Below are 12,411 nucleotides of genomic sequence, written 5' to 3'. Positions count from 1 at the left end.
AATGAGTTCAGCCATAATTTGGATGCTGAGCTTTCAATAACGGAACTGAAGAAAATGCTACAAGTTCTTAGCATTTCTAGAGAAGGTGTTGAATATGACGACCCAATAAAAGTTATAAATGATTTTTCAACCGTGGCTTCCACCTTCCAAATTGTGAATCCAGAAGAAATTGATTTGTTATGGGAAGAAATTTTCGAAGCGATACAGAATCATGAGGGTTAATGTGATATTTTAAAAAGTTCAAATAAACCTGGGATTAATTAAAGCAAGCCTTGTACATATATGGTATCATAAAACGTTCCTTTGATGAAACAAGGAAAATATATAAGATTGGAAAAAGGACCCAGCTCTAAGAACTGAGCCCATTCAAACATTAATCCCAATAGACGATTTACTTTAATATATCAAACTGTTCGAGATGACCACAGTCGCTATCTGCTTTTTGCATCTCAAAAGAATTTCCACTTTAATCTTCACTTGTGGCTGATCAACCAATCTCTGAGCGGTTCCCAAACCATTTGGGCAGCATCATCCGCCATGAAAATATCCGCATGACCATAATCTATTGCCCGTAGTTCCTCAGGTTGTTTACTGACTATATGAATGCTTACATCCTTGCTATTTGTTCGAGTGGTACTGTAAACACCTTGTTCACCAAAACCTCCTGCAGCACCAATATAAAGTATGGGTATTCTAAGTTCGCCAAGTTGATTTTCAATGGTAGCCACATTTTCTTCACAGAATTTACCAAAACCTTCTACAGCATTGTACGTTGGTTGATGTGGTGCTAAAGAAACCAATAATTTAAACCATCGTTCAGTATCGGTGTATAGAAGACCTGTAGGAGTTTGTCCATCAAATTCGCCTCCTAAAAAGTGCCAGCTGGGTGCTTGTGGCGAAGGGCCGGGCAAAGCGGCGGCGGCTATGGCAAATTGATAATTTGTAAAACCCGGTGCAAAGGGGGAATCACCCATTGGATCCGACAGGGCAGCCCCGCCAACCGCTGCAAACGCAACACCATTGCTGGTTTGGTAAACCCCATTTGAATAGTTCACTTCTGCCGCACGACCGTTGTTACAAATATTTTCACGGTACTCATCGTCTTCAGGAGCAAATAACATAGCCCAATCTGTCGGAATAATCCCTTTGATATCCCTTAGAATTGGATGTTGTTGGGTTTCCTTGAAAGCAGCTGAATAGGCAAGGTTTCCACCGTAGCTAAAACCCAGTAAATTCATCCGTCCGAAACCTTGTCTGGTCAACCCTCTTACCAATCGTGCGATGGCCATCGATTTCATAACATGCCTTGTGTCTTTCGTTGTTCCCCAGTCTTGAAATGAAGATAAATCCGTGGTTTCCAAAGGCACTAAGGTCCAACCTAGATCTATGCCCCAAACATCAATATTTTGCGAGGCCAAAAAATAGGGCGAGGAGTTTTGCTCATTTGGGCTATCTACTCCCGGGCGAAGAAAAATGTCATCAAAGTCTTGCGATGATCCGTGTACCATAAAAATATTGCCAGAAGTTCTCACAGGACGATACCTTCTTGTTTCCTTCACCACGCGATGTATCCGAACTATATCGTAAGGCCCACTGCCCAAACGAACCAAAATTTGATAATGGGCAATGTCGTCTGAAAGCATGGATCTTTTGATTTCGAGAATACGGCAACTTCTCCTATATTGACCTTTGCCTTTAGATTCTGTACCGGATGATTTTAGCTTTGCTTTGTTATCGGATAAATCTTTGATAGTAATTTGTCCTTCGTCAAGTCCTGATACGGCCAGTAGCTCCCCTTCTGTGCTTTGAGGATCCTGAGATCCGCCAGAGCCGTTCTCTTCAAAAAAAATCAAATCTCCCTCGGATACTTGTTGAAGTGCATCGTTTAATTCATTTTTATCCGCTACCAAAACAATGGATTCATAGGACAGATCTTCAATAAAATTAACCCACTCTCTCTCATCAGATGCTGAATCAATGGAGATGTATTCTTGCCCATTGTTATCGTCACATCCTATAGTCGCCAATAAGATTGTACTTAGAAAAGATTTGGCCATAAAATTCCAGGAAAACATGTTCAAAGTTTTCATAATTATTAGATTTTTTGGTCGTTACGACCTGATTAAACATTAAGAATGATTGGCCAATCAAATAGCGAACGCTTACCCTAAAGGTCTAAAAAAGCGTGTGAGGGCAGTTTTGACTATGTAGTGATTCGTTTAAACTTTTAATTCAATTATGTTGAATTCTTTAAACTATGTTGCAGAAATAGTGATTGGGGGTAAATTTAATTGATCGAGAAATTCTTGAAACCGAGGGTCTTTTCTAAAGGAGTCGATGCCTGGAAAAACCCTGAGCCAGGGTACATAAACATCTGATGGCTTGTGAATCAACCATTTAAAAGCCTCGTTATTTTCATCTAGTAAGGCGTAAATCGCAGTGAGTCCAAAAGCGTTTCTGGAGGATACTTGACCTTTCTTAAGCTTAGCGGCAATTTCAAGGGCTTTGTCCCTGTCTCCTATTCTGGCATAGGCCGTACCCAAAGCCCATAAGGAGGCAGGGTTGATTTCAACAGATCTTTGAAATGCTTCTATACCTCTCTCGTGCCACCCTTTCGAAATATAGATATCACCGAGGGTTTTCCAAGCTGGGGCAAACTCCTTATCGATTTCCAATGCTTCTTCCACTTCCTTGATTGCTTCATCGTTCTTGCCCATCCAGTAATAGAGCATTCCCAAATCTGAACTGATCAATGGGGCCAAGGGGTCCAATTGCTTTGCCAATTGATGTTCATGAATAGCTTCTTCCCACTTCCCCAAAAGAATCAAATACCAAGCATAGTGGTAACGGTTGTAAGGTAGATTAGGGTTCAATTGCTCGGCCATTGCAAATGAGCGCTCTGCGGCTTTCCAATCCCGTTCGTAGTATAATTGAATCATGGCCAAGGCGGAATGCGCCTTAGCGGATTTAGGATTCAACACCAAGGCTTTTAAAGCAGCGGCCTTACCTCTGTGCCAAGGTGAATTCATAGGGTCTGGGCCATGCCCCAGAAGCGCATAACCCTCGGCCAAACCGGCATAGGCAATGGGGTCGGCCGGGTCAATTTCTACTGCTTGGTGCAAATATTCAATCCCCTTGCTAAAATCTTCAGCGTTGGATTTGGAAATGTAGTACATTCCCCTGAGATAGGCTTTGTAGGTCTCTGGATTGGTATTTTGCTGAGAAATGAGACGTTCTTTGTCATTCTTTGTCAAACTAATTTTGATGGAGTTCGCTATGTCTTCAATAACCGTACTTTGCAAGGAAAGGATTTCATTTGTGCTTCGATGATAGTCCTCTGCCCATAAATGTTTCTCCTCCGGATAAACATCTATCAACTGTAATTGCAGTCTGAGACTATCACCCTGAATAACGACCGAACCCTCAATAATGGCATCCACGTCAAGCTCATTCGCAATGTCTTTCATTAATCCGCCTCGATTTTGGTATTGCAAGGTGGATAATCTTGATATTACCCTTAGCCCTTTAATGGTTCCCAGTTCACCGATCAACGCATCATGAATCCCGGCCGTAAGATACTCTTGGGAGGTATTATCGGATAAATGATCCAGTGGAAGAATCGCGATTGATTTTGGTTTATTGGGTAACGTATTTGCAGGTTTAGCCCAATACAGGCTTAGGATTATAGTAAGGAAGATAGCTGCCAGTACAATAATCATTAATAATGGTCTTGAAAGTAAACTCTTTTTCTCTTCTGGCAATATCGGGGCTTTCGCTAAAACATCTTCTTCGGAATAATCATGGTGTTTTGCCTTGCCAGGGGAGTATCCATAGTGTTTATGAAAACAAGTATTAAAGTAGGATGTGCTGCTAAAGCCTACCTTGTATGCAATCTCCGAAACTGAGGCTTCATCGTTCCTGAGCATTTTCATTGCTTCATTGAGTCTTATTTCGCGAATAAATTGGCTTATGGACTGTCCTTTTATTCTTTTTAGCTTCCGGTGCAACTGTGAGCGGCTGATGCCATAGGAATAGGCAAGGGTTTGGACGCTGAAACCTTCATCGTCCAAATTCTCTAGGACAATTGCTCCAAGTTTTTTGAGTAAAACTTGATCCTGACCAAGATTTTCACCTTCAAGCTTTTCCATTAGAATCACAGATTAATCAGGGGACTACCTTCTTAAAGGTACTAAAATTAAGCAACTAAGACTGATTTAATGCCCTCTATTGTTGGAGTGAAAAACTAATGTTAGGGCCGTTCAGCATACTTTTTTTAAATTTTGGTTTAAGCACAAATTGAATTAATAGGAATTTTGGAAAGTACCTTAAAACCGCTTTTTAAAAAACAGATTTCCAAGTTCACATAAGTGTTCTGTCGAGTGTCCCATACTTAGTCTTTTAGTATTCCCGGTAATTCCCTTCTATGGCATCAATGGTTTTATTTTTTGTACCGTTTTTCAATACTGTTTTTACAGATTAGCTCAGATACAGAAAAGTTTAAATAAAGGGGGGATTAATTACCTCACAACAGTAAGCCAGTTGTTCCGAGAAACGTTGATTTTATGGGACTAAAATTTTATTTGTGTACGACACTAAAAAAAGCACAATATACTTTTATCCTAGCTCAAAGCCATATGGATGTTGTAACAGGAAATTATGTATAATTATTTTAAAATAAATAATTTAACACGAACAACAATCAGTATCTGATACAGCTTCGTTAAATGAACAATCTACACCTTCATTTATGGCGTTTTTTAACTGACGAAAGGCTTGCTGAATTTTGGACAATGGCGAAGCTACATTCATACGCATGAATTGTGTGTGCGAACCTTCAAAACAATCACCAGGGGTCAAAGCCAATTTGGCCTGATTCACAACCAAATGTTTTAAAGCTGTATCAGATAAATTCAATTTACTGAAATCTAACCAAACTTGGTAGGTGCCTTCTGGTTTGTATAGCTTTACTTCTGGTAATTCATTTGTAACAAAATCTTGAATCCAATGCATTGTTTTTTCAAGATATATCAGAAAATCATCTAACCACTCCTCGCCTTTTGTATAAGCTGCTATTGTAGCATTAGCAGAATGTATGCTTCCATGGTCCAAATATAAAGAACCAATAGTGTTTTTAATTTGCTTGTATGTGTTTTGATTTGGAATATATAAATAGCCATTTGAAATGCTTTGCATACCAAATGTTTTGGCTGGGGAACCTATAATAGCAATATGATTCTCACTATTATTCAATGAAGCTATACTATTAAAGCTAGCCCCAGAATACACGATATCTGAATGAATTTCATCTCAAAATAAAAGTATACATTTCTAAGTTTGGTCCGATCACCCTCCTCATGATAGTTAGAACAATTGAATGGGGCACTAACTTTTTTTATTAGCAGAGGTTACTGCATCAGCAAAGAAGAAATCTATTATTCCTAGGTATCATAAAAAGAACGTTATTCAAGACCTTATATACGTAAATAATCCGACCTTTTTCTGAACTTTTAAGTTTCTGAACCTCCACTGAATATTAGTCAAAAAAAACGGTCGATTTTCTATTATTGGCATCCATAGATCGTATTTTGGTTAGGGTATATTTTATCGTACTTTGATTCTAGTTTTTGTACCATTAATTTTGATTTAATTTGACATTATTCACGTTTTGAAAGCTCAGCGTATACCTCATCTTAATTTTATGAAAATTGTTGGTGGATTTTTTGTTGTTTCCTTACTTTTTCTACAGGGGTTATTTGCCCAAGAACTTGATACTGTTTTAGCGAATCAATTCTACCAAAAAGCCCGCAAGTTTGGTGATGCTGGTGACTATAAACAATCCATAATATATTATCAAAAAGCTCTCACCAATTATGAAAAAGTACCTTATTGGTTCGGTTATGTGAAATCATTGAACGGATTAGGGGCATGCCATACTCTCATTTCAGAGCATAAAGAAGCCCAGGAATATCTGCAATTGGCACTGTCCACTGGACTTGAAAGATTGGGCGAAATTCCTGAAATAGCAGATACCTATCAAAACCTCGGGTTTGATTGGAGTCGACAAGGGGATTATGAAAAGCAGTTTGAAAATTATAAAAGAGCATTGAAAATCAGGTTGAATACATTGGGGAAGATCCACCCAAAGGTAGCGCAGACCTACAGTAGTTTATCTGTTAGCTACAAGTATCGAGGTGATTATGAAAATGCCTTGACAACTGCAAAAAAAGGATTGGATACCCGTCTCAAATCAGTAGATTCAAATGATTTTAGTCTTTCCCAAGATTATACCAATATTGGGGCCATTTACTTAAGTAAAGGGGAATTCAAAAATGCCCAAGAATATTTTCAACGGGCATTGGATGTGATGGAGAATGCAATCGGGGAACAGAATCAATTTAAGGCCATAGGATACTCCAATTTGGGGAAATCATATGATGCACAAGGAAATTATGTCAAAGCGATTGGTGCCTATGAAAATGCTTTGGAGGTTTTGATTCAATTACTTGGTGAAAAGCATGTGTATGCTGGTATTTTTTATAATAATCTTGGAGCAGCATGGTTAAATATTGGAAACGCAACAAAAGCCATAAGTTATCACAAAAAGGCATTGAATATATTCAATGCAACACTATCGGAGCATCATCCTTATGTGGCCACAACCTATATTAATTTGGGCAAATGTTTTGTGGCCATTGAAAAAGAAATAAAGGCCTTGGATTATTTTCACAAAGGTTTGTCCATTCAGGGCAAGGTACTTGGCCTAAACCATCCAGATTATGCGAACACCTGTTACATCTTTGGCTCGTACTTCACAAAACTTGGTCAATGGGAAAATGCCCTGTCGTATTTTCAAAAGGGTCTAACCTCTTTGTCCAATAATTTTGATGAAACCGACATATATGCAAACCCCTCTCCAAAGGAAGTTGCATCAAAGAATATTCTTTTGGATTTGTTGGCAGCAAAAGCAACGGTTTTGTTGTCTCGCTATCAAATGGGTGCAAACCAAAACATTTTGGATCTTGAAGGTAGCTTTACTACCTACAAAACTGCTTTGGAGTTGATTGATCAGCTCAAATTTGAGATTACGTCAACCATTTCCAAGCAAGAATTCATAGAAAAATCAATCCCAGTCTATGAAAAATCAATTGAAGTTTCCTATGAACTATTTAAGCTGCACAACAATAAGGAATATTTAAAACAGGCGTTCGAATTTTCCGAAAAAAGCAAGGCATTTCTTCTATTGCAAGAACTCAAATATTCCAAGATCAAGAAATATGCAGGGATTCCCGATAGTGTTGTTGAGCAAGAAAAAAGCTTGAATATAAAATTAGCATTTTACAATAGCGAACTGCACTCAGCGATTCAAAAAAAAGACTCGGCAAAAACAAAAACATATAGAGAAAAGTTATTACGGACCAGAACGGCGTATGAGTCAATCAGAGAAGAAATTGAAAAGCGCTATAGCCGGTATCATCAGCTAAAATATGAAGTAGATGAATTTTCTGTTGAAGAGGTACAGGAAAAACTGTTGGATGAGCATAGTATGCTTTTGGAGTTCTTTGTAGGAGAAGATCAGTTGTATCTTTTTAGTATTACAAAAGATGATTTTAACACCTTGATCATAAAAAAAACAGTGTCTTATAAAAAATGGATACAGGATTTCAAGGAAGGTTTGACAAACTATCAACAGGTAATTGATGCTAGCCCAAAAACCAAGCGGGCATTTGTTAATGCTGCCCATGGATTGTATGGGATATTGCTAAGTGAACCATTGGGCGCATCAAAACAGTCCTTAAAGAAAATTATAGTGGTTCCAGATGGGGAGTTGAGTTATCTAAATTTTGAAGCCTTACTAATAAGACCTCCAGAAAATCCAGAGCGTTTTAAGTACAAAGGCTTGTCTTATCTCATAAAAGATTATTCTGTGAGTTATGCGTACTCATCAACATTCCTAAGAAATTCAACGGAAGCACCTAAATCCAATGCAAGCGTACGGAGAGAATCAACTTTTGGGGGATATGCCCCAAAATATGCATCATCTGCGGCAACATCTCCTGTGGACAGCGGAGTGGAAAAAACTGCTACCAATGTGGCGATGGATATAATGGCTTTACCAGGAGCGGAAAAAGAGGTTCGCAGCATTGCAGAAAAATTGGATGGCAAAGCTTGGTTTGGCTCTTCAGCTACAGAAAAAGTATTCAAAGAAACAGCGGGTTCCCATCAAATACTACATCTTGCCATGCATGGACTTTTAGATGATACAGAGCCTATGTTCTCAAGACTGCTGTTCGCACAAAAAGAAGAAAGTACCGAGGATGGTTATTTGAACGTTTCCGAAATCTATAATTTGGAACTCAATGCCGATTTGGCCGTGTTGAGTGCATGCGATAGTGGTTACGGAAAAATAAATAAGGGAGAAGGCATGATGAGCCTTTCGCGTGCATTCGCCTATGCTGGCTGCCCAAGTTTGGTGGCTAGTCTATGGAAAGTCCCAGATGAAACCACGGTTGCACCTATGATTGATTTCTATGACTATCTTATGGTAGGCTTTCCCATTGATGAAGCCTTGCGAAAATCCAAATTGAATTATCTTCAAAATATTGAAAACCCGCTGTACGAGCATCCCTATTTTTGGGCAGGTTTTATTGCTCATGGAAATACCCAGCCATTAAATATTGAATCCCAGGGACTAAAGGGGTACAAATATGCATTAGCAGCCCTTTTGATCGGAATAATTATACTGTTTTTATTCAGAAATAGAAAACGGTCGACTAAATCATCAGTTTAGTTCACTTAATAACTTTTGAGCCTCCTTGTACTTATACCCCTTAATACTTTCAAGAGTCTGTATGCATAACGTTTCTTGGCTGTTCTGCAAATAAGCTAGACTTAAGTACCACAGCCCTTGCTCCTTAAATGGATTTTCGCCGTTCGCTACTTTTTGCAAGTGTGATATTGCCTTACCAGGGTTGGGGCTTTCTAAATACAGATAACAAAGACCTGTATAAAAATGAGCCATTGAAAGTGTTTCTTTTCGGTCGATTATTGCTTTTAAGGAAGTTATGGTTTCATCATATTCCTTGCTCTCATATTGAAAGGCTACTCGATTCCAAAGGATTATATTTTGGTCAACATCTCCTCGTAAGACAGGTGGTTTATGATAAGGGGAGGAAAGATATTCGTTTAATAATGCAGTTGAGGATTTTGAGCTATTGATAATAAACAGGACAGGAATTATGAGAAGAAGTACAATTGCAGCGACACGGGAAATATTTTGCCATAAAGGGAGTATCTTTTTTGGTTCGGTGTGTGGTTCCTGTAAAACATCATCCAAAGCTTCCAATATCCCTTTTTTAGTTTCGAACAGATAGTTTTCAAGATTTTTCCTATCCTTTCCATAAGTTTCATAATACCATTTAATACTGTCTATGGTTCCTGAACACTCAGTACATTTTTTAATGTGCTCCTCGATTTTCTCTTGGGATTTGGAATCCAAAATACCATCAACATGGTCGATCAGTACTTCAAAACCTATATGTCCTTCATTGGTTAAAAAATCATTCATAAGAACCGCATTAACTATTTTGTAAGGTTTTTTATTTCCAGCATCAATTTTTTACGAATCATGGATTTTTTGTTGTCCACAGTTTTTCTTTGTATCGAAAGCCGCTTGCATATTTCTTCACTATTATATCCTTCACAATGAAGTTTCCATAATTCATATTCTCCATCTGTCAGACAAGAGCGGTACATTTTGGTTATATCCTCCTCCCTCAGCTTATAGAAAACTTCAGGTTTCACTGCTATTCCATTAATTGAAGAGGTAGTTTTTTCGACACTTTTTATTTTGCTGTTCTTCGTGCACATGTCTATCCATGCATTTGAGGCTACCTTATACAGATATGCCTTGAAGTTTTTAATGCCCTTTTTGTGCTTTGCCATCTTAAGCCAGGTTTCCTGTGCTATCTCCTTGGCTATTTCCCTGTTCTTGGTTTTTCCAAGCAAGAACATGAGCAATACATCATTGTACCTATTTATCAGTTCCTTGAGAGCGGCCCTATCACCTTGTAAATAATTGCCCCATAAAACATCGGAATCATTTCGAATAGGTCTACCCATTGAGGTTGTGGTGTCGGTTTAATGACTGCAAAATAGATAAAAATTTCCCGATGCCCTTTTTCGCCCGCTAAACAATTTTATATGAACGTCGGGAAAAAACAGCCCTTTTCAGAGTCTATTAATTAGGTACGGTAAGCATTGAATGAATAATAAAATAAGGGGAATACATTTTATGTTAAACTTCCGCCGAGACTTGCGTACAATTCAAAAGATAATCTTATGAAGTATGTTGTTTTTGTGATATTGATTTTCACTATGGTATTTGAGGGAATTGCACAAACCCACGATGGAACCCGTTATGCCAAAGCCAAAGTATACCTGCAAGACCACAAAGTTATTAGCGCGAAGGATTTCACTATTTCGGGTATGGAAGCGTCTTTTTTTGATTCAAACAGTGGGAAACAGAAAAGTATGATGGTGGATGAGATAGATTTTATCAAAATCCCTAAAGGGAATCATGTTTTGGTAGGGGCATCTTTTGGCGCGGCAACAGGAGCTTTGAGCTCTCTTCTTATAGATCTGGATACTGATGCATTGGGGCGGCCACAAGAAAAGGATGCCGGTTTTTATTTGGCAATGACAGGAGGAGGTGCAGTTTTGGGCGCATTGGTAGGACTTCTTGTCCCTAAGTGGAAACCCATATACCTGAATAAAAAATCTGTTGGGTTCTACTTGCCCTTACAATTTGATGTCTCATCTGAAATGGGAGTTGCAACGATTAAAATCTCAATGAAAATATGAAACCACATTTCCATTTTATCATTCTATTGGCCTTATGCGTTTGTGCAACATCTTTTGGACAAAAATGTAAATACTCAGAAAAAAGGGTGCGCAAGGCAAACAAACATTTTGAAGACAAGAAAATTGTAAAGGCCACTAAGCTAAAGCCTTTATTCTCGAAATTCAGCCAAGCTGCATCCGCCAACTTCGTGAAGTCAGATGATGATTATTATCTGTCATTGGTTTTGGTTCGTGAGTTAGGTCGAAGAATAGATATTTTAAAAGATAATCCATTAATAATTCGGTTCCAAGATGACAGTATCATCACACTATATCCAGACAGAACATTACTAGGTAAGTTTACGTTGCCAGTGACAACAGAAATAAACAGACCTTATTATGAGGTGAGCGCTGAGCAGATGCAACTACTTGCCTCCCAACCCGTGGTCTATATAAAGGTTTATTTTTCCTCGGATAAAGTATCCGAAGAGAAAATGGGAAGCGATGATACCGGCATCTTCTTTGACTATGAAATACTGAATAAAAATCTTCAGGCCAGCTTAATGGAACCGGCAGAATGTATTGTTCAAGAATGATTTAAACCTTATCAACCAAAATATTTATGAAACCTCTTTTTCAATATTTTTCAATAGTATTTTTGATATTTTCTCTTTCCTGCTCGTCAGGTGAAGAAGGTGGTAATTGCAGCATTAGTTGTGGAGGTTTTGGCACTAGTCAACCCTTTGTGCAGACCAACCACCCATTTGTTTCGGAGTCTAGGTGCGTAGAAATTGCGAAAGAAAAACAGGGCAGTGCCTGCAAAGCCTCTTATTGCCCACCAACTGGAAATTCAGATGATTGTTATCAAGTGTATCCTTAAACCCACATTTATTTAAACTTTTTTCGGAGCGCAACCCCATTAAACCAACAATTCAAATTATCCAAGTTGAGCAATACAAATCTGGCATTAATTGCTTATGAAGTGTTCTAAATTTTTTACAAGATATTGACGAATCCAAGGCCTTTCTTTTTCCGCCTTTAATTCTGCTTGGTCGCTTTCTTCTATTTGTTTCTGGGTTATATTGGAATTTCGAGACCAGTTTTCATCTTCATAAGCCCTAATAACTTCTCCAAGTTTTTTCCAGATTGGTTCTAATTTTCCATTTTCCTTGACCATTAGTCTTAATAGTCTGTGGGCAATAGAGGCTCTTTCAAGATGAAGTTCATTCCGGATTCCTCCAGGAAGAAGAGCCTTGTTCAAATCAAATTCAGTTCCCATAATCAGTAAGTTCAATTTCATTAAACTATTTCCAAAAGTATAACTAAGTATTCGATAATTCTCCCATCATAGGACACAGGTTATCATTTTAAGTTGGGAACAATACCTTTAAAGACGTTCGGGTTATGGAGTTATCTTAAAATAATTACTAATTAATTGACTATCAATTCGTTATAAACAAAGTGAATAACCTCGCCGGGCTCATAACCCGAAGGTCACAGGTTCGAGTCCTGTTCCCGCTACTAGAAAAGAAAAAGCTTCCGATTTCTCGGAAGCTTTTTTAATTTCTACCT

Annotated in this window: 11 protein-coding genes; 5 read left to right on the top strand and 6 right to left on the bottom strand. The window is 38.3% G+C overall.

Translation table 11 applies throughout. The features are described from left to right. The first annotated feature begins 54 nt into the window (after positions 1–54). A complete protein-coding gene (locus tag FVB32_RS17720) occupies positions 55–222 on the top strand; it encodes a hypothetical protein (protein WP_187269523.1) in 168 nt (55 codons plus the stop codon). A 251-nt stretch (positions 223–473) separates the two neighbouring features. Here FVB32_RS17720 and FVB32_RS08365 read toward each other — a convergent pair whose 3' ends face one another. From FVB32_RS08365 to FVB32_RS08355, 3 genes are all read right to left on the bottom strand, one after another. Continuing rightward, on the bottom strand, positions 474–2,090 hold the full coding sequence (locus FVB32_RS08365) for a hypothetical protein (protein ID WP_147743148.1): 1,617 nt from the start codon (positions 2,088–2,090) through the stop codon (positions 474–476). Positions 2,091–2,255: 165 nt separating this feature from the next. Next, on the bottom strand, positions 2,256–4,148 hold the full coding sequence (locus tag FVB32_RS08360) for a helix-turn-helix domain-containing protein (RefSeq protein WP_147743145.1): 1,893 nt from the start codon (positions 4,146–4,148) through the stop codon (positions 2,256–2,258). Positions 4,149–4,683: 535 nt separating this feature from the next. After that, a complete protein-coding gene (locus FVB32_RS08355; protein WP_147743141.1) occupies positions 4,684–5,301 on the bottom strand; it encodes an aminotransferase class I/II-fold pyridoxal phosphate-dependent enzyme in 618 nt (205 codons plus the stop codon). Between the two features lie 397 nt (positions 5,302–5,698). Here FVB32_RS08355 and FVB32_RS08350 point away from each other — a divergent pair, with 397 nt between their 5' ends. Then, positions 5,699–8,788 (top strand): CHAT domain-containing protein, encoded by a 3,090-nt coding sequence (locus FVB32_RS08350; RefSeq protein WP_147743138.1) that lies wholly within the window; start codon positions 5,699–5,701, stop codon positions 8,786–8,788. On the opposite strand, the gene FVB32_RS08345 is transcribed toward FVB32_RS08350, so the two are convergent. Together FVB32_RS08345 and FVB32_RS08340 are read right to left on the bottom strand one after the other, a co-directional pair. Then, positions 8,780–9,565, bottom strand: coding sequence for a zf-HC2 domain-containing protein (locus FVB32_RS08345; protein ID WP_147743135.1), 786 nt, complete (start codon positions 9,563–9,565; stop codon positions 8,780–8,782). The two genes, FVB32_RS08350 and FVB32_RS08345, sit on opposite strands and share 9 nt — an antisense overlap. A 14-nt stretch (positions 9,566–9,579) precedes the next feature. Further along, positions 9,580–10,119: an RNA polymerase sigma factor gene (locus FVB32_RS08340; RefSeq protein WP_147743132.1), complete on the bottom strand. Its 540-nt coding sequence runs from the start codon at positions 10,117–10,119 to the stop codon at positions 9,580–9,582. Positions 10,120–10,338: 219 nt separating this feature from the next. Here FVB32_RS08340 and FVB32_RS08335 point away from each other — a divergent pair, with 219 nt between their 5' ends. Genes FVB32_RS08335 through FVB32_RS08325 form a run of 3 tightly spaced genes read left to right on the top strand, consistent with a single transcriptional unit; the run spans position 10,339 to position 11,719 of the window. Further along, complete coding sequence (locus FVB32_RS08335) at positions 10,339–10,860, top strand: hypothetical protein (RefSeq protein ID WP_147743129.1); 522 nt, start codon at positions 10,339–10,341, stop codon at positions 10,858–10,860. After that, positions 10,857–11,435, top strand: a complete 579-nt coding sequence (locus tag FVB32_RS08330) for a hypothetical protein (protein WP_147743127.1) — start codon at positions 10,857–10,859, stop codon at positions 11,433–11,435. Before FVB32_RS08335 ends, FVB32_RS08330 begins: the two co-directional genes overlap by 4 nt. 26 nt (positions 11,436–11,461) lie before the next feature. Beyond that, on the top strand, positions 11,462–11,719 hold the full coding sequence (locus FVB32_RS08325; protein WP_147743124.1) for a hypothetical protein: 258 nt from the start codon (positions 11,462–11,464) through the stop codon (positions 11,717–11,719). Between the two features lie 87 nt (positions 11,720–11,806). Here FVB32_RS08325 and FVB32_RS08320 read toward each other — a convergent pair whose 3' ends face one another. Beyond that, positions 11,807–12,118: a hypothetical protein gene (locus FVB32_RS08320; protein ID WP_222707952.1), complete on the bottom strand. Its 312-nt coding sequence runs from the start codon at positions 12,116–12,118 to the stop codon at positions 11,807–11,809. Positions 12,119–12,411 lie beyond the last annotated feature (293 nt).

Origin of the sequence: Flagellimonas hymeniacidonis (assembly GCF_008040165.1) — a bacterium.
Taxonomy (GTDB): Bacteria; Bacteroidota; Bacteroidia; order Flavobacteriales; family Flavobacteriaceae; genus Flagellimonas; species Flagellimonas hymeniacidonis.
Note: the sequence above shows the minus strand (reverse complement) of the source record. Positions and strands in the feature narration are given on the sequence as shown.